The following is a 17,841-nucleotide window of genomic DNA, read 5'->3' as shown; positions in this document are numbered from 1 at the left end:
CTCAGCTATAGGCTCCGAATCCGAAGAACCAGTGCTTCTTCGCGAAGCTGTAAGCCCAGTGCTCCTCCGGAATCTCCTGCCCGGGGACATGCTGGCTGCCGCGGCCGGTCAGGGCGGACAATTCGGCCGCCGCCGTCTGCCGCTGCGTCGTGTCGCGCGCCCCGTGGCGGTCGACCAGCTCGCGCACCAGGTCGGGCCGCTCCAGCACGATGCAGCCGCGCGTCGTAGCGGCCGCCGTCTCGCGAAAGTCCTTCAGGAAGGCGGATTGCGTCATCGTCTCGAAAAGGCTCGGGCGATCATAGACCGATTCGGTCGCGAACTGGATGATCGGGCACGGCTCGATGTCGCCGTAGGGGCTGATGTGGTGGCTGACGCCGGTCGCCATCGGGCAGAGCGCCTGCCCCTCGTCGTCCCAGTAGGCGTCGACGATGGCGATCGGGAGCCGGGCCCGCATCTCCACGATGAACCGCCGGACGCGCAGCACCTCCTCCGGATCGAGGGCCAGTTCCACCGACGGCTTGGGTCCCGTCACCCGGTAGGTGTGGAACCAGGCGTAATGGACGCCCATCCCGATCAGGCGGCGCAGCCATTTCTCCTGCACGAGGTCGTCGATGTTCGTCTTGCAGACGCTGGTCGCCACGCCGGTGACCAGGCGGTTCCGCGTGCACGCCTCGAGGCCGGCGATCGACTTGTCGAGGACGCCGGCGCGTCCGCGCCGCTCGTCGCTCACGACGGACGTTCCCTCGATGCTGACGAGCGGCGTCACGTTGCCGAGGCGGCGCAGCTCCGCCGCCCGCGCGTCGTCGATCAGGTGGCCGTTGGTGAAGAGCTGGAAGTAGCAGTCCGGATGCGCGGCGAAGAGATCGAACAGCTCGGGGTGCATCAGCGGCTCGCCCCCGAGGATGCCGAAGTAGCTGTTGCCGTGCGCCTTCGCGTCACCGACGATCCGGTTCAGCTCGTCCAGCTCGATCTTGCGGCTCGGCGCCTCGACGTCGACCCAGCAGCCCTGGCACCGCAACTGGCAGCCGGAGATGACGGAGATGAAAAGGAACGGCGGGAAGTGCTCGCCGCGCTTCAGCCGCTGCTTGTAGCGCTGGACGGAGCGGACGCCCTTGACGCCCATGTTCCAGACGAGCTTGCGCAACGCCCGCGGATCGGGCTCGGTCAGCATCCGGCGGGCGAGGGCGACCACCATGGGGATCAGGACTCCTGGCGGGCCCCGGCCGTTTCGCCCCCGGCCCGGCCGGCGGCCAGATTGGCCTCCACCGCCTCTTCCGCGCGGCGCTTCGCGGCTTCCGCCTTGGCCTGGATCTCGTCGAGGGTCGGCAGGCTCGCCAGTACCTCGGTCGGGATGTCGAGGTTCGCCTGCAGCTTGACGAGGCACTTCTGCCGCTCCTTCAGCGCGCGCTCCTCGTCCCGTTCCTTCGAGAAGCGCGACTTCGCCTTCGCGCTCCGGTCGCGCAGCGCGGCGTAGATGTCGCCGCCGAGGAGGGCGGAGATGTCCACCTTCATCGCCTCGCGCCGCACGTCGTCGGTGTTCACCTCGCCGCCGTGGATCGGGCCGTGGCGATACTTCGGGAAGAGGATCGCCACCTCCGGGCAGACGCGCGAGCAGGCGGGGCAGTCGGTCTTGCAGTTGTCGTGGTTCTGGACCTGGATCTGCCCCTGCTTCGAAACGCCGTACACGTCGAAGAGGCAGAAGCTGAGGCACTGCATGCAGTTGGTGCAGCGGTCGAAGTCGATGACCGGGAACCACGGCTTCCAGCCCCCCGGCTCGCGGGCGTCGCACTCGGCGCGGATCGCCTCGACCTGCGCGATCACGGCGTCCGGCGTGTGGTCCCCGATGTCCCGGAACCAGACGCGGCCGCCGCCGTCCGTGCCGAGCGCGTCGGCCGGCTTCTCGTCGCTGAACCGGCCGAGGACGGCGAGCGCGTTGCCGTCGTCGGCGCGCGCGGCGGCCCCTTCCGTGACGCGAGTCACGCGGTAGCCGCGATCGAGCAGGGCGCCCATGAGCGCGAAGCGTCGCCCGGCGTCAATCGGCTCGGCCCCGCGCCCCTCGTAGAGCGCCACCTGCAGGACGGGCAGCGAGAGCGCGCCGGCGCCGCTCATTCGTTCTCCTCCGTCGCAGGTTGGGAGTCGCCGTTCAGCATGGCGGCCGCTACCTCTTCCACCGTCTGCTCGCGCATGTTCAGGATCGTGACCTGTTCCTCGTCGAGGGGAGAGCCGGCGTCGTTGAACAGCCAGCGGACCGCGCGAGGATAGCACGCGGCGATCTTCACGGGCCCGGCGCCCGCGATCTCCTTGAGGCGCGGATCGCGCCGCGCCGACATCTCGCACAGGTCGGGCGCGGCGTCGAAGTCGACGCCGGAGGCGGCCAGCGCTTCCAGGACGCCGTCCTTCACCTTCAGCGGCACGACGCGCGCGTAGGCGCAGCGGCAGTAAACCAGGGCCGGTCCGGCGCTGGCGCCGCCGCCCTCCGGGGCTTTCGGCTCGGTCCGCTCGCGGTCGCTCATTGCAGTCTCATGCCCTCGGGCGATCAGGCGGTGGCGGTCGCCATCCGGTACGTCGGCTCCGGCTTCGCGGGACGGAAGTGCTCGATGTGATCGACTGCCGCGCGACGGCCCGCGGCCTCGGCTTCCCACCCGCGGAGGGCGGCAAGCGCGGCGTCGTGGAGCAGTTCCGGATCCGCCTCGGCCCGGAGGTTCAGGATCAGTTCGCCCGCGTCGATCGGCGCCTTCAGCGTATGCGCCATCTCCGCCCCGCGGTCGCCCGCCACCAGGTTCAGGACGGCGATGTCGGAGGGCAGCTCCTCCGCCGTCAGCGTCATCTTCAGGTGGGCGATCTCGCCAGCGCCGACCGTGACCGCGATCCGGCCGGCCAGCTCCCGCAGCAGCGCGTTGCCATCGAACGGCGCACCCGCGGTCACGCGCACCGTCGCGTTCAGCCAGCCGAGCAGCGCTTCGCCCTCCGCGTAGGTCTCGTAGTCGACGTCGGGCGAGGCGTCCAAACCGAGCGCGCCGCCCGTCACCCGGTCGAACCAGCCGGCCACGCCGTCGCCTTCGCGGGCGGACATGGCGATTACTTCCGCCTGCGGATACCGCTCCGCGAGCCCCTGCCGGAGACTGGCCAGACGTCCGCCGTCCACGATGTCCGTCTTGTTGACGACGATTACGTCCGCCTCGGCCAACTGCCGGTCGTAGACGTAGCGCACCTTTTCTGAGAACGAGCGGCCCGGCTCCAGCTCCAGGATGCGGAGGGCGCGAATGGGATCGACCAGGACGCTGAGCGGAGCGATCTCGAAGGCGTCGCCGTACATCCGGCGCAACGGGTAGCTCACGGCGGCGCGCAGGTCGGTGCAACTGCCGACCGGCTCGGCGATGAAGACATCCGGGCGAGCGTCCGCGGTCAGCTTGTCCGCCGCGTCCATCAGCGTGTTGAAGCGGCAGCAGAAGCAGCCGCCGGTGATCTCCTCGACCGGGAAGCCCTCGGCCCGGGCCAGGGTCGTGTCGACCAGCCCGACGCTCTGATCGTTCGTGATCAGTCCCACGCGCTGGCCAGCGTCGGTCAGGTGGTGGGCGAGGCGCAGGATGGCGGTCGTCTTGCCGGCGCCGAGAAAGCCCCCCACCATGATGTAGCGGGCCGCGCCGTCGCCGGCGCGGGCCTCAGGCATCGGGATCCCCCTCGCCCCGGGCCGCCAGCATCCGGTCGATCGTGGCGTCGAGGACGGAGACATAGCCTTCCACGTCCAGACTGTCGGGGTCGGCGGCGCCGTCGACGGCATACAGCCAGCCGTCCGCGTAAGGCGCCGATTCGACCAGCGTGATGTCCATGTCGAGCGCCCCGTTCGCCCCGGCGAAGCGTCCCTCCGCCACGGCGTACAGGTCCGAGATTGCCTTGAATCCCTCGATGGTGCCGATGGGCTGGCCGACCCTGACCGGGTCGCCCGCCGCCAGCGCAAAGTTGCATTCTACTAGGTCGCCCAGCATCCGCGTGGCGAACGTAGTCAGGCCGATCCGCCACGGGCCGTCGTCCGACTCGCGGTGCAGCCAATAATGGGCTCGCGTGTAGCGGTAGTGCTTCGGGAGGCGGGTCGCGAAGCGGGAGCGCTTGTAGCGGAGCACCTCGCCGGCGGGACGGCGCGGCGTCATGATGGCCTGCCCGCCGCAACGCGCTCGGAGAGCCCGCCCGTGGTCCCACTGGTGCGCCGGCCGGTGCGCCGGCCTCCAGGCCGGCAAGCCCTCACCATCGCCGCCACGTCCGGCTCCTCCGTCAGATGACACCACGACAGCCGGACCGCGCCCGTCTCCGCTTGCCCCTCGACCCCCATCGCGGCCAGCACATGGCTGCACGTGTACGACTGCGACGTGCAGGCGGCGCCGTCCGAAATCGCCGCGAACGGCGCCCACGCCTCGATCAGGCCTTCCTTGTCCCAGTCCGGGATCCACAGGTTCAGGATGTACGGGATCCGGCGTTCCGGATCGCCGTTCACGCGCGGCGCAAGCGGCGCGAGTCCGTCGAGCAGGCGCCGTTCGAACGCCGCCGCAGCGTCACGACGCGCCGCCTGCTCTTCGAGCGCGATCTCGGCGGCGCGGCCGAACGCGGCGATGAGCGCGACCGGCAACGTGCCGGGCCGCAGCCCCATCTCCTGCCCGCCCCCGTGCAGCAGCGGCGTGAGCGGCGGCTTGTCGGTTCCCCGCCGCCGGGCGATCAGCGCGCCAATGCCCTTCGGCCCGCAGATCTTGTGCGCGCTGATGCTGATGAGATCGATCCGTTTCGACCGTAGCGGCTCGATCGCTTTGCCGAACCCCTGCGCCGCGTCAACGTGCAGGAACGCCTCCGACCCGGCGTCCTCCAGCCGATCCGCGATTGCGTCAACCGGTTGCACGACGCCGGTCTCGTTGTTCACCTGCATCACCGACACGAGCAGCGTGTCCGGACGAACCGCATCCGCGACGCGGCCGACATCGACCCAGCCTCCCGGCTCCGGCTGGACCAGCGTCAGTTCGAATCCGCGCTCGGCGAGGGCCCGCAACGGCTCCAGCACCGCGTGGTGCTCGATCCGCGTGCTGACCAAGTGCTTCCGACCGTGCGTCCGTCCGAACGCTTCAAGGCCCAGGATCGCGAGGTTGTTCGCCTCCGTCGCGCCGCTCGTGAACACCACCTCGTTCCGGCCCGCGTCCACGACCCGCGCGACATGCGCCCGCGCCCGTTCGACCGCCTGCCTGGCGAGCCGCCCGAAGTCGTGCGTCCGGCTGCCCGCGTTTCCGAACTCCGCCTCGGAGAATCGCCGCAGCTCCGCGGCTACCCGCGGATCCAGCGGGCAGGTGGCGGCGCAGTCCAGATAGACTGCCCCCGTCCGTTCCGTCGCGGCAGAATCAGTCACCCTTGATTGCCCGGATTGTACCGCCAGCCCCCATGGAGCTGACCGACCTCGGGGTCGTGCCAGCCGCCACGGGGCTGCGCGAGGAACGGGAGATCTTGGCGAGCGTCGAGCGCGTCCAGTGCGCGGGCGTGCATGCCGGCGACACGCCAAGCGGTGCTGGGGGAGGGGAGCACCTGCTCATCTGGGAGGCTGCTCATCCGACCGTCGTCCTGCCCCGCAACGGTTCCGCGGACGCTTGGGCGTACGTCGACGCCTGCGCGGCCCGCGGCGTGCCGATCCTCCGCCGCGAATCCGGTGGGGGAGCGGTCGTGCTCGGCCCCGGCTGCCTCAACTTCGCGCTAATTCTCTCCCTCGACGCACGCCCCGCGCTCGCCGACGTCGCCGGTAGCTACGAAACGCTACTCGGTGCCGTGGTCAATGCGCTCGCCATTCCTGCCGTCACCATCCAGTCGACCGACCTCGCGCTCGGCAACTTGAAGTTCGCCGGCCACGCCCAGCGACGTCTCCGTAACACCCTGCTTCACCACGGCACCATCCTCTATGGCTTCGACCTCGACCTGATCGACGCGGTTCTGCCCGAACCGCCGCAGCACCCGGCCTGGAGAGGCTCGCGCCAGCACCGCGAGTTCATCACGAACGTCCCCCTCCATCGCGCGGACCTCATGGCCCGCTTTCAACGGCTGTCGCGGGCGCACGGCACTTAAGTCGCGGCGCGGAACACCGCGACGGCGTGCCCGATCTTCACCGGTCAGTGCGCAGGTGTCGACAAGGGGGACAGCGGGCCCCCGATGTCAACTACCGTTCATCGACTGGTTCTCCGAAGCGTGGTCGGACGCTCGGCTTGCAGCGACAGGGACGGCGATCCAAGTGCCGCGAATGGTGCCGGCTGGGGCCGGATGCTCGCCGAGATCCGCACGCGGTGCCAAAAGGGGCCACCGACAGAAAGTCGTAGGCGTTGTGCACACCGAGGCATCGTCTGCGTGCATGTCGCGCGATTTCGTACCGTCCCTCAGCGCCCGTCACGATGCTCTCGACCCTGGTCCGGGACGCCTCGTCAAGGACCTGCTGTCGTTTGTCTTCTGTCGAGGCGTTGCCCATGCGGGGCAGGCACGTCTAGTTCCTGACCATCAATGTCTCGGTTCGCTATTCGAAATGGACGGCTCCTAACTGTCGGACATGCTGCTACCGTGACGCGATGGCGCTCACCCTACGATACTCGCAAGATCTGGAGGCTCGTAGCCCGGCACCAACTCAGCGTGTTTGCTGTGATCATATGGTTCATATAGCAGTTTCCCCTTGGCCCCTACAAAGCCAACTCGCATAAACTTCACCTCGTACTGGTCCGTGCCGTCGGCTGTCCACCTCCAAGTTTGCGCGGCAATCACCGCGAGGATCTCTAGCTTGTTGTCCGCTTTCGACGGGATGAACGCGGCGTTAAGAGCACCGTTCCGATGAGCAACACTCGGATAGCACCAGCCATCGGTGTCGCCTTTTGGGTACGCATCCTTTATCGCGTTGCTGATATTGTACAGGTACTCAGTTCCTTGGCCCACGTCTCGTGCAAACCAATTATGTATGAAATCCAGGTACATACCCAGTTCAATCGACGGTGTCGAATTGTCGTCAGTCCCACCAATATACGTGAGGCGTACTTGCTTGCTCCTCTTGACGCCATAGACAATCAGAGAGAAGATATCCATTGCCTTCTTGTCGACGCCGATTTCCTCGACCGCTACGCGATAGTCCATCGGAGAGGTATAGAGGATCTGTTTCCCTGTTCGATTAAGGCGATTTCGCTTCATACACGGGCTTGGCGGACACCAGCAGTCGTCGAGGGCACAAAGTTGGTCGGCGGTTCGAACGCGATAAAAACGGGATTTGGCATTGTAAAACCGTATGGGAACAGGCTGGACGATGCTCGGGCTCTGAACATCCCCGTTCGAATCGGTTACGTGAAGAAGTTCGAAGACGCGTGCACGGACAATGTCAGCGCCCAGACGGCGAAACGGAAGGAGCCCGAAGTCTCTGATTGCCTGCTGGATCTCCTCGGCGGTTCTTTGCTCAAGGAGTTGGGTCTGGCGAATCCGCAATTGCTGCTGCGTCACGGCGAGGGAGAATAGCACGGCACACTTGACACGGCAAACGCCCGTGTGTACGGTCTGAAGCGAATTAGGTTTCGAAAGGAGAAGAGAATGCTGGGGAGAGATTGGTCAGGAGGAGAAGACGTACCGGTGCGACCGGCCAATCGTTTTCTGCTTCAGGAAGGTGAGCACGATCAGTACTATTTGACCATCGGGTTGACCACACCAGGCCTTCCGGCGGGAGAGGGTGAGCGACCAACCGAAGGCGAGCGCTTGGCAGAGGTCGAACGACCGCAGGTGGTGGCGAGAGTGGCGCTCACGCGTTCTTCTATTTCGTCATTGCTGGCGGCCCTGCATTCAGGTTTGTAGTGGGCGAACTCAGTGCAGTCAGTCGGGAATGGGGATACTGGTCGACGTCGGCGGAACCACAGGGAGTGGTTTGCCAGAGGAGTTGAGATCGACGGCACGGCGAGAGCCAGTGGGTTCTTAAAGAACGCAAGTTAGGTGAGGGCCAAGAGAAATACAGTGCGGCCGGGCTAAGGACTCGGGAATGTACCAGAATCACGGCACCAGTACGCCTTGCCTCGCCGTATCCAGAAGTGGCAACCGCAGTCGTTGAGTTGTCGGATCGACGGCTCGATTCGCGGTCGGCCGAGCCAGTCGGTGCCCGTGTGCCAGGTGTCAGCGGGGAGCATGATTTTCTGGCCGCAACCGCCAGGACATTGAAAACAGGTCCACTTATCGCCGCTGGTGCCCCGTACAAGCACAATGCTATCTGCGGCAAGTTGTTCTGGCCTTGGATGGGTATCCTGCACCGTTATGCGGAACGCCGGTTCTTCGACGAGGCGGAGCCGAACGAGGGCGCGCAGCAACAGACCCCTGAACATGCTAGCCCACTCGATCTAGGAAGGGTTCCGTGTCGCCGAGGCCCCAATACTCAGAGTCGAGGCAAATGGGGCAAGGGCCTGAGTCCGCTCCCGGACGCCGTTCGTCGGAAAGATGATACTTGGATACTCTATGGTCAATAGGACCGCTGTGGCGGTAGTTAGTGAGGCGGTGAACAAACTCATCCACGGCCATGCAGGCAACACCGGTCGTGAAGGTGACGACGGCAGGGTTTGGGACGCCGCCGCCCCGGATGTAGGCTTCGCCTTCGGCTCGGCGTCGCGCATATTCTTCTGGATCGCGTCGGAGGAGGTCGTCTTCGCGTGCTTGTACCGGGTTGACCACTCCATGACACAATAGGCACCGTGCACCAGGAATGAGTACTGTGACCCGAGCATCGGCGTGTGTAACTGCGGCGCGGTCTGGTGCGACGTTGATGCGGATTCCCATGTCAAAGACGGGTACGAGGTAGAAGTATGCAAAGCGATTTAGTAGCGCCCTCCCGTCATGGTCGTCGGTGCAGCCGAACAAGACATCGCACGACTTCAAGCGGTCGCGGACGGCCGCGTCACCCACCCACCCCTTGTAGGTTTGCACCGCGACACCCAGGTCCATTCTCTCAACCATCGCACGTGTAACGTCTATCTTCGGTTCGCCTACATCCGACGCTGACGCCGCCAACAGCCGATTGAGGTTGGTCGTTTCTACGGTGTCGTTATCAATCAACAGGAGCCGCCGTACGCCAAGTCGCGCGAGTAGCATTACGGTGGCCGTACCAGTTGCTCCGCAGCCGACAACACCAACTCTTAGAGAGGCGAGCGTTCGGGTAAGGGCCGGGCCGAATGCGAGCTCTTGGCGGTGGAACGCAGCGCGGGAAATATCGGGGCAGCGAGCGTGGAGGCGGATTTGCTGACCGACAGTGCTTATCGCGTCGAAAGTGGTGTTAGAGTCCGGAGTCGTCCACACCCGCCCGAAGGGCACGGTGTCGCCAGCGAAGACAAGGCTAACAAGATGGACATCTTCTCCATTGCGATTCTGTGCGAGTTGCGTCAGCGCAGCCTCGTTGGCGTCGTCGCGCTGGGAGAAGCGGTCGAAGCCACTAGGGTGACCGTGCACGAAGCCTGGAGCGCAATCAGTTTGGGCGGCGCGTTGAAGAAGCCGCACGTACCCATCGTTGTCGGTAGTAACGTGGTTCCGCGAAGATGATAGGATGCCTTGAGAATCGAGAGGCACGACTTCTCGGGAGAGATATCGGATGAGGGGCACGCTCTCCCAGGCATCTGTCGCGCGGACGCGGCGAAAAAGCACGTAGGCGGCGCCTTCTCGGCCGTGCTTCGGTAGTACTAGCTGCCGGAGTTGGGCGGCGTGGTCGTCGAGTAGAGTGACCGCGCACAAGCTCATCGCGTGGCACTTTGAAGCGCGGCATTCACGCGCTGAAGCATCGTATGGATTCCGTCGATGCCGGGGCGCCAAGCTGAATTGTGCCGACTCCAGCGCTGCCAGAGACGGCCGTGAAATGGGAACTGGACGTCGGTGCTGGCGGCCGCGGAACCGTCCGCCAAGAGGATTGGTGGGTTACAAAAGAACATGTCTGGTGGCGCGTCGGGGTATCCGGCGGGAAGGAGGATCAGAATATCGGTTTGAGGTCGATTGAATTTGCCATTGGGCAGTGGGTACGAAGGGAACACCAGACCCTTCTGGTTGTTTTCGATGATCGCGTCTGGTTGCAAGCCGTGGTCCTCAAGGTAGCGACGGTCGGGCGCGGGAATAATGGTGGAGCCAGCTGTCGATTCACGCTCGCCGGTGAAGAAACGTTCTACCCCTTCGCCGCTCAGGGTTGCGGTTTCGCCGCGATCGAGCAGCTTGTCCGGCTCGTTCTTATGTTCTTGCCAGACACGATGATTGCCGCCAAGGCCAGCAATCTGGAGCAGGATAGTCTCCGTAATCGTATCGTTGCCCCAAGGCTGGCGACGGCCGTCGAGCATGAAGTTGAACGATCGGTCGCTCTTGAATGTGAAGAAGACTTCGCGGCCAGGCTCGCGCAGATCGGTGGTTTCCTCCAAGTCGATGTCTTCAAGTTGGCGGCGCGGCCCCATCACGAGTACGCGGTACTCTTCGGCAGGATGCTTGTCGGCACAGTCGAGGAGCTGTCGGCCGGTCGGCACGGGATCCTGGAATTCGTAGCGCTTGCCATCAATGATCACTTTGTAGCTCATCATGCCTCCCGGATTCCCGAGCGGTTGTGACCCTCAGACTCGTACGGCCGTGCGGGCGAGGGATCGAGATCGTAGTATTCGTGCAGGCGGCCAGCCTACAGCGAGTTGACCTTGATTGACATTATAGCCGATAACCACGGGCGCGGTCGACGTGTACGGCGGCGAACGACGGCTGAAGCGGCGGCACCGAGGGGACGGGGCCTTTGGCTGCAGAGGGGCGGTGTTCGGAGGTCTGCGTTCGGGAAGCTACGCGCGCCGTCGCCGGGTGGCGGCTGGAAGGTTGGGGGAATCGGCGCCTGAGCTAAGACGGTCAGCGGATGCCAAGTGGCGGCGGTGACGCCATCCTGCCGCGGCGCTCACGCGGTCGGGCGATGTGTTGTCAGTGGCAACCCAGAAGTGCAGAGTCTTGTGACCGTCTTGGACCCATGGGATTCTCGATTTCGCCATGGATGCCAGGACTTCTGGAATGTCAAATGAATCCAGAACGGCTCCGGAGGTCCGACGGTCTAACCGGTTGAGCTTCGTGTTCTTACGAATCGAGAACGGAATACCCATCCTGTACGTCGAGTGGCGGTAGCAGCCCACGGTTCGTCAAGGTCCGGCACTCTACAACGAAGGGAGCAGACCGAGGGCCTTGAACCTCAATTCGCTGGCCGCCGCAGCTCCCGAGTGGGAGGGTTGCGACTGCCCAAGGCGGTGCCGCGGGGCAGCCGCGTCTACATCGACCACGTGGCCGAGAGCCTGACCAGTACATCGCCGGGTGCCGGTCGCTGAATGTTGGTGCGCTACGCTCCGTTACACTTCCGGGCTGGCGGAAGGCCGGAAAGTACGGAACGCGTGAAGAGCGCCGCCGCCAGCCGATGCCGAGTTGCCGGTACGTCTGGGAGGAGCGGAGCAGAGGAAACGTCCGGTGAGCAATCACGACCTGCACTGGATTGCCAACTTCATCTGGGGCATCGCCGACGACGTGCTGCGCGACCTCTACGTTCGCGGCAAGTACCGCGACGTCATCCTGCCGATGACGGTGCTGCGCCGGTTGGACGCTGTTCTGGAAGACGGCAAACAGGCCGTGCTCGACATGAAGGCCGTGCTCGATGAGCACGGCATCATCGAGCAGAAGTCTTCCCTGCGTGAGGCGGCGGGGCAGGCGTTCTACAACACGTCGCCGTTCACGCTACGGGACCTGCGTGCCCGTGCCAGTCGCCAGCAGCTCGAGGCCGATTTCCGCGCCTACCTCGACGGGTTCTCGCCCAACGTGCAGGACATCCTCGACAACTTCGAGTTCCGTAACCAGATTCCGCGGCTCTCGAAGGCCGACGCCTTGGGCACGTTGATTGAGAGGCTTACCTCACCCGAGATCAACCTCAGTCCGAAACCGGTGATGAACGCCGATGGCTCAGTCCGGCATCCTGGCCTCGACAACCACGCCGTGGGCTCGATCTTCGAGGAGTTGGTCCGCCGCTTCAACGAGGAGAACAACGAGGAAGCCGGCGAGCACTGGACACCGCGCGACGCCGTGCGGCTGATGGCGAAGCTCGTCTTCCTGCCCGTCGCTGAGGAGATCAAGTCCGCCACCTACCTGCTCTACGACGGCGCCTGTGGCACCGGCGGCATGCTTACCGTGGCCGAGGAGACGTTGCGGCAGATCGGGGCCGAGCACGGCAAGGACGTTGCCACGCACCTGTACGGCCAGGAGATCAACGCCGAAACCTATGCCATCTGCAAGGCCGACCTGCTGCTGAAGGGCGAGGGCGAGGCGGCCGACAACATCGTCGGCGGACCGGAGCATTCCACGCTCGCGAACGATGCCTTCCCGTCGCGCGAGTTCGACTTCATGCTCTCGAACCCGCCCTACGGCAAGAGCTGGAAGACTGACCTAGAGCGCATGGGCGGCAAGAAGGACATGCGCGACCCGCGCTTCGTCATCGAGCACGCGGGCGATCCCGAGTACTCCCTGGTCACCCGCTCCAGCGACGGCCAGATGCTCTTCCTCGCCAACAAGCTCTCGAAGATGAAGCAGGACACGCCGCTCGGCAGCCGCATCGCCGAGGTCCACAACGGCAGCTCGCTGTTCACCGGTGACGCCGGCCAGGGCGAGAGCAACATCCGCCGCTGGATCATCGAGAACGACTGGCTAGAGGCAATCGTCGCTCTCCCGCTCAACATGTTCTACAACACCGGTATCGCCACCTACGTCTGGGTGCTCACCAACCGCAAGGCCGCGCACCGCCGGGGCAAGGTGCAGTTGATCGACGCCACGAAGTGGCACCGGCCGCTCCGCAAGAACCTCGGCAAGAAGAACTGCGAACTGGGCGACGACGACATCGCCCGCATCTGTGACACGCACCTCGCCTTCGAAGAGACCGAGGAGAGCAAGATCTTCGACAACGCTGCCTTCGGCTACTGGAAGGTGACGGTGGAGAGGCCCCTGCGCATCAACGGCGCCGATCCGAACCGGGCCTACACGGCGGCCGAGATCAGGGAACTGAAGGAGCACCGCAAGCGGAGCGAGGACGCCCCGGCGATCATCAGGAAGATCCACAAGCGCGGCACACAGGCCGACCCGCTCCGCGGCCTATGCCCGGCTACCATCGACGGTCGGTCCGCGGTCGTGGAGTACGAACCGGACACCGACCTGCGCGACACGGAGCAGATCCCGCTACAGGAGGAAGGCGGCATCGAGGCGTTCCTGCGGCGTGAGGTTCTGCCGTACGCCGCCGACGCCTGGTATCGACCCGACAACGTGAAGGTCGGCTACGAGATCAGCTTCACGCGGTATTTCTACAAGCCGAAGCCAATGCGGACGCTGACCGAGATCCGCGCGGATATCATGGCCCTGGAGCAACAGAACGAGGGGCTGTTGGCAGAGATCCTGGGCTACCGCGAACCGGTCTCGGAGCGATGACGAGCGCAACGGAGTGGCCAATGACTGACAATCCATCGGCGGAGTCGCGGGCGCGGCCAGCGGAGATCATCTTCGAGGTCACGGAAGCTGTCGAAGGCGGGTACGATGCCAGGGCGCTCGGCTACAGCATCTACACGCAGGGCGAGAACTGGGACGATCTGAAGGAGATGGCGCGAGACGCCGTGCGCTGTCACTTCGATGAGGACGAGGTGCCGCGCGTAATCCGATTGCATCTCGTTCGGGAGGAGGCCATCGCGGTATGAAGCTGCCCCGCGACCTCTCGGGCACCGAGGTCGCCCGGCGGCTCGCCCGCCACTACGGTTACCGCGTAACCCGGACTCGGGGCAGCCACATGACAATGACCCTGACGACGGGAGGCGATCGGCATCAGGTGACCGTACCGCGGCACCGGGACGTGCGGATCGGTACGCTAGACGCAATCACTGCCGATGTGGCGGCATTCCTCGGCCTGCCCAAGCAGGCCGTACGCGACACCCTCTTCGGTTGATGTGACCGCCGCCAAGCTCAAGCCGTATTCGAGGTACAAGGACTCCGGCGTGGAGTGGCTCGGAGCAGTACCGGCGCATTGGGAGGTGCGGCGGCTTCGCACGATCGCCGAGATGCGAGTCAGCAGCGTCGACAAGCACTCAAGGGAAGGTGAACGGCCAGTACGGCTCTGTAACTACGTGGATGTCTACAAGGCTGGCCGGATCCGGACGGGAATGCGGCTCATGGTTGCGACGGCAGCGTCGGAAGAGATCGAGAAGTTTCGGCTACGCGCCGGTGACGTCCTCATCACGAAGGACTCGGAGGCGTGGAACGACATAGGCGTGCCAGCCCTTGTCGAGGGAGCCACAGATGACACGATTTGTGGCTACCACCTTGCGTTGCTTCGGCCCCTTTCAGACTGTGTCAGCGGTGGTTTCCTGTTTCGAGCGGCACAGAGCTCGGCGGTTGCGTATCAGTTTCATGTACGTGCCAATGGCGTGACTAGGTACGGCCTTACGCACAACGGAATCAAGTCCGCGTGGTTCTCGGTTCCTCCGCCCGCTGAACAAGCCGCCATCGTCCGCTTCCTCGACCACATCGACCGTCGTATCCGGCGCTACATCCGCGCCAAGGAGAAACTGATCGCGCTGCTGGAGGAACAGAAGCAGGCCAGTATCCACGAGGCTGTAACCGGTCGGATCGACGTTCGCACCGAGCGACCGTACTCGTCGTACAAGAACGCTGGCGTAGAGTGGCTAGCGGAGATGCCTGAGCATTGGGAAGCCATCAGGTTCTCCCGACTGATCGGAGAGGGGCCCAAGAACGGGATCTCTCCGCGAGCAGTCGAGGACGGCACTGTTCGATCCTTTGCGATCTCTGCCATCCGGGATGGTGTCGTTGATGTGCACGAGGCAGACGTCAAGATGGTAGCGCTTGATCCGGGCATCCGGAGAGGCGTCTATGGGCTGGTCGCCGACGACATCTTGCTCGTGAGAGGCAACGGAAACCTTCGGCTGGTCGGTCGGGCTGGTTTGGTCGACCGAGCAATGGAAGAGTGGGTCTATCCCGACCTGCTGATGCGGGTCCGACTCACTCGCACGGCGCTTCCGCGGTTTGTCGTGGCTGTACTCAATTCTGGAGTCGTTCGGAGCCAGATCGAGGCAGTAGCACACACAGCGGTTGGGACGTTCAAGGTTAATGGCGAAGACGTTCGGGGGCTTTGGCTGCCGGTGCCGCACCTGGATGAACAAAGGCACATCTCGCAGTACATCAAGGAGCGATTGGCGGCTCTGGCTATGGCCGCGGAGGTTGCGCGTCGTGGAATCCAACTGGTGACGGACTACCGCACACGTCTGTTCGCTGATGTTGTTACTGGCAAACTCGACGTTCGCGATGTTGCAGCCGGGCTGCCGGAGATCGATCCCCTCGCTATGGACGACAAGCTCGACGGTGTGAACGCCACGGGCGACGGGTCGGATTCCGAGGGTGAGATCATAGGGTCCGATCGCGAGGATTGCGGGACCCCCGCGCGTGATAGGCGCGACGACCCTGAGGAGCCGGACGGGCGGGCGTGAGTGGACGGTCGCGTGCAGACGATGTTGCGGCCCATTCTGTTGCGACAGGCACGAGAACACGCCGGGTGTGGGAGGGAGACCGTCGCAGCGACGGTCGGAATCAAACCGTGCCGGTTCCTGGGTGGGAACGGCCCGAATATCATGTGGAACGGATCGTAACAGCGCCGTGGCGGGGTTTCTGGTTCCTGAGTAGACGTCGCTCGCACGCTGGAGGCGAGGTCGAATCGTTGACCGAGCCGTCCGTGAAGGAGGGCCGGTTGTCCTGTAGACATGCCGACGTGCCCGACATTCGGGCGAAAGAGTTGGGTAACGCGGTCTAGGCGCAGGAGGCGGGGTTTTCTGAGGGCGCTCGTCGGCCAAAGGGGACCGCACAGTGCCCGCGGAGATTCCACTGGAACGCCGTCGGCGATTGTTGCGAGAGCGCGAGCGCGCTGCACATTGTGCCATGTCCATAACGTCCGTTAAGTTCAAGAACTTCAAGGCACTGCGGAACTACTCCGTATCCCTGCAGCGCATGAACGTGCTCGTCGGACCCAACAACAGCGGAAAGTCCACAGTTCTGAGCGCATTTCGGGTTCTTGAACAGTCGTTACGACGAGCACGTTCTCGCAAAGCCTCACTGGTAAAGACGCCTACAGGCACGGTTTCCTGGGGTCACAACATACCCGAGAACATGGTGCCGATCTCCCTTGAGAACGTACACTCGGGCTACACGAAGTCGGATAGTCGTATTGAAGTACGCTACTCCCGCGGAAACAAAATTCACCTGCTCTTTCCAGTGGAAGGAGGCGTGAAGATGTCATGGGAAACAGCGCAACGACCACCGACCACGCCGGCTGCCTTTCGGAAGGCATTTCCCGAAGTGGTCCAGACTATTCCAGTGCTCGGTCCCATTGAACAGCATGAGTCCGTCGTCACCGACGAGACTGTGAGACGCGCCGCTGGTACACCGGCCGCCAGCCGTCATTTTAGGAACTACTGGAGGAAAAACCCAGATGGCTTCGACGACTTTCGGCGCCTTGTGGAAAACACATGGCCCGGCATGTCCATTCAGCAGCCTGAACGACTCGACCCGTTACGAGATCAGTTGACTATGTTCGTTTCGGAGAACCGAATTGACCGAGAACTCTATTGGTCCGGCTTGGGGTTTCAAATCTGGTGCCAACTGCTTACGCACATTTCGCGATGTGCCGGATCGGATCTGCTAGTCGTTGACGAGCCAGAAGTCTATTTGCACCCTGAAGTGCAAAGGCAACTGTTGGGAATTCTCAGAGAGGTTCGTCCCGATATCGTGCTTGCGACTCATTCAGTGGAAATCCTGAGCGAGGCGGATCCCAGCGAGATATTGCTGGTAGACAAGGCTCTACAATCAGCACGTCGCTTGCGGGATATTGAAGGGGTTCAGCAAGCGCTCGACAATATCGGTTCGATTCAGAATCTGACACTCACGGAGTTGGCAAGAAATCGGCGCATTCTGTTTGTGGAGAGTTTGCATGACTACAAGACAATAAGGAGATTTGCAAAGATTCTTGGTTTTGATGAATTGGCGGCCGGTAGTGGGCTGACGGCAATTGCACTAGGGGGTTTCGATTCGTGGACTAAAATCAAGGCCTTCGCGTGGGGATTCAAGAGTACCCTAGGGGCAGAGTTGAGCATCGTCGCGATCTTCGATAGAGATTATCGCTGTGAGGAAGAGTTGACTCGGCTCAAGGGCCAACTAGAGGAAGAAATAGAATTTGCCCATTTTCACGGTCGCAAGGAGCTTGAGAATTATCTGCTGTCTCCGGAGATTCTGCATCGAGCATCAACAAAGGCAGTAGAGGACCGGGCTCGACGAAGCGGCGGGTCGCCTGAGGATGGTGTCGATATTGTTAATATATTGGAGTCTATTACGGATTCGCTCAAGGAGAAATGCAGCGGTCAGTATATAAGTAAGTACTGTGCTTATTTTAAATCGACGGGAAGAGACCCGGCGACGCTTACGACTGAAGCACTTAGAATATTTGAAGAGAAATGGGATGTCATGCAATCAAGACTTGAAATTGTAGCGGGTAAAGAGGTGCTGCGGGCGGTACGCGACCGGCTACAGGATAGTCATGGTATTACATTGACGGATGTGAGAATACTAGATTGCTACAAGGCGGCGGAGGTTCCGGAGGATCTGGCGGCGCTGATTCGCCGACTGGAGGTGTTTCGGAGCGTGGCTGTCGACTAGGAACAGTGCGTTATTGGCCCATCAGGGAATACGGCGGGTTCTTAGGGGTCAGGGTCCGTGAGAGGCTGCTGGTCGGTCAGGGCACACGCGTTC

16 protein-coding genes are annotated in these 17,841 nt (G+C 63.4%); 7 read left to right on the top strand and 9 right to left on the bottom strand.

The genetic code is table 11. The annotated features are described in order from the left end of the window. Position 1: 1 nt before the first annotated feature. The 6 genes from F4Y45_05590 to F4Y45_05565 all read right to left on the bottom strand — a co-directional run bounded on the left by F4Y45_05590 (position 2) and on the right by F4Y45_05565 (position 5,383). Positions 2 to 1,195, bottom strand: coding sequence for a radical SAM protein (locus tag F4Y45_05590; protein MXY23979.1), 1,194 nt, complete (start codon positions 1,193 to 1,195; stop codon positions 2 to 4). Between the two features lie 5 nt (positions 1,196 to 1,200). Beyond that, positions 1,201 to 2,109, bottom strand: a complete 909-nt coding sequence (locus F4Y45_05585; GenBank protein ID MXY23978.1) for a ferredoxin family protein — start codon at positions 2,107 to 2,109, stop codon at positions 1,201 to 1,203. Beyond that, positions 2,106 to 2,447: a hypothetical protein gene (locus F4Y45_05580; GenBank protein MXY23977.1), complete on the bottom strand. Its 342-nt coding sequence runs from the start codon at positions 2,445 to 2,447 to the stop codon at positions 2,106 to 2,108. The genes F4Y45_05585 and F4Y45_05580 overlap by 4 nt, the downstream gene beginning before the upstream one ends. A gap of 89 nt (positions 2,448 to 2,536) precedes the next feature. After that, positions 2,537 to 3,628, bottom strand: coding sequence for a cobalamin biosynthesis protein P47K (locus tag F4Y45_05575; protein ID MXY23976.1), 1,092 nt, complete (start codon positions 3,626 to 3,628; stop codon positions 2,537 to 2,539). 34 nt (positions 3,629 to 3,662) lie between these two features. Continuing rightward, complete coding sequence (locus F4Y45_05570) at positions 3,663 to 4,148, bottom strand: glycine cleavage system protein H (protein MXY23975.1); 486 nt, start codon at positions 4,146 to 4,148, stop codon at positions 3,663 to 3,665. Then, positions 4,145 to 5,383, bottom strand: a complete 1,239-nt coding sequence (locus F4Y45_05565) for an aminotransferase class V-fold PLP-dependent enzyme (GenBank protein MXY23974.1) — start codon at positions 5,381 to 5,383, stop codon at positions 4,145 to 4,147. Before F4Y45_05565 ends, F4Y45_05570 begins: the two co-directional genes overlap by 4 nt. A gap of 32 nt (positions 5,384 to 5,415) precedes the next feature. Here F4Y45_05565 and F4Y45_05560 point away from each other — a divergent pair, with 32 nt between their 5' ends. Further along, the gene (locus tag F4Y45_05560) at positions 5,416 to 6,087 is read left to right on the top strand and encodes a lipoate--protein ligase family protein (protein ID MXY23973.1); all 672 of its coding nucleotides are present in this window, start codon (positions 5,416 to 5,418) and stop codon (positions 6,085 to 6,087) included. Between the two features lie 498 nt (positions 6,088 to 6,585). Here F4Y45_05560 and F4Y45_05555 read toward each other — a convergent pair whose 3' ends face one another. Continuing rightward, complete coding sequence (locus F4Y45_05555) at positions 6,586 to 7,131, bottom strand: hypothetical protein (protein MXY23972.1); 546 nt, start codon at positions 7,129 to 7,131, stop codon at positions 6,586 to 6,588. A 483-nt stretch (positions 7,132 to 7,614) separates the two neighbouring features. Here F4Y45_05555 and F4Y45_05550 point away from each other — a divergent pair, with 483 nt between their 5' ends. Further along, the gene (locus tag F4Y45_05550; GenBank protein ID MXY23971.1) at positions 7,615 to 7,833 is read left to right on the top strand and encodes a hypothetical protein; all 219 of its coding nucleotides are present in this window, start codon (positions 7,615 to 7,617) and stop codon (positions 7,831 to 7,833) included. 519 nt (positions 7,834 to 8,352) lie between these two features. Here F4Y45_05550 and F4Y45_05545 read toward each other — a convergent pair. After that, positions 8,353 to 9,750: a ThiF family adenylyltransferase gene (locus F4Y45_05545; GenBank protein ID MXY23970.1), complete on the bottom strand. Its 1,398-nt coding sequence runs from the start codon at positions 9,748 to 9,750 to the stop codon at positions 8,353 to 8,355. Continuing rightward, positions 9,747 to 10,568, bottom strand: coding sequence for a hypothetical protein (locus F4Y45_05540; protein ID MXY23969.1), 822 nt, complete (start codon positions 10,566 to 10,568; stop codon positions 9,747 to 9,749). Before F4Y45_05540 ends, F4Y45_05545 begins: the two co-directional genes overlap by 4 nt. A gap of 907 nt (positions 10,569 to 11,475) precedes the next feature. Between F4Y45_05540 and F4Y45_05535 the strand changes: the two genes are divergently transcribed. From F4Y45_05535 to F4Y45_05515, 5 genes are all read left to right on the top strand, one after another. Continuing rightward, complete coding sequence (locus F4Y45_05535) at positions 11,476 to 13,470, top strand: SAM-dependent DNA methyltransferase (protein ID MXY23968.1); 1,995 nt, start codon at positions 11,476 to 11,478, stop codon at positions 13,468 to 13,470. 20 nt (positions 13,471 to 13,490) lie between these two features. Continuing rightward, positions 13,491 to 13,733 carry a 2-oxoisovalerate dehydrogenase gene (locus F4Y45_05530; GenBank protein ID MXY23967.1) on the top strand — a complete coding sequence of 81 codons (243 nt, stop codon included), beginning with the start codon at positions 13,491 to 13,493 and terminating at the stop codon, positions 13,731 to 13,733. Next, positions 13,730 to 13,978: a type II toxin-antitoxin system HicA family toxin gene (locus F4Y45_05525; GenBank protein MXY23966.1), complete on the top strand. Its 249-nt coding sequence runs from the start codon at positions 13,730 to 13,732 to the stop codon at positions 13,976 to 13,978. The genes F4Y45_05530 and F4Y45_05525 overlap by 4 nt, the downstream gene beginning before the upstream one ends. Then, entirely contained in the window at positions 13,920 to 15,533 is a 1,614-nt protein-coding gene (locus F4Y45_05520) for a hypothetical protein (GenBank protein MXY23965.1), read from the top strand. Before F4Y45_05525 ends, F4Y45_05520 begins: the two co-directional genes overlap by 59 nt. Before the next feature lie 445 nt (positions 15,534 to 15,978). Beyond that, on the top strand, positions 15,979 to 17,748 hold the full coding sequence (locus F4Y45_05515) for an AAA family ATPase (protein ID MXY23964.1): 1,770 nt from the start codon (positions 15,979 to 15,981) through the stop codon (positions 17,746 to 17,748). The last annotated feature ends 93 nt before the right edge of the window (positions 17,749 to 17,841 follow it).

It is taken from the genome of Acidobacteriota bacterium (assembly GCA_009838525.1).
In the GTDB taxonomy this organism is placed as follows: domain Bacteria; phylum Acidobacteriota; class Vicinamibacteria; order Vicinamibacterales; family UBA8438; genus VXRJ01.
Note: the sequence above shows the minus strand (reverse complement) of the source record. Positions and strands in the feature narration are given on the sequence as shown.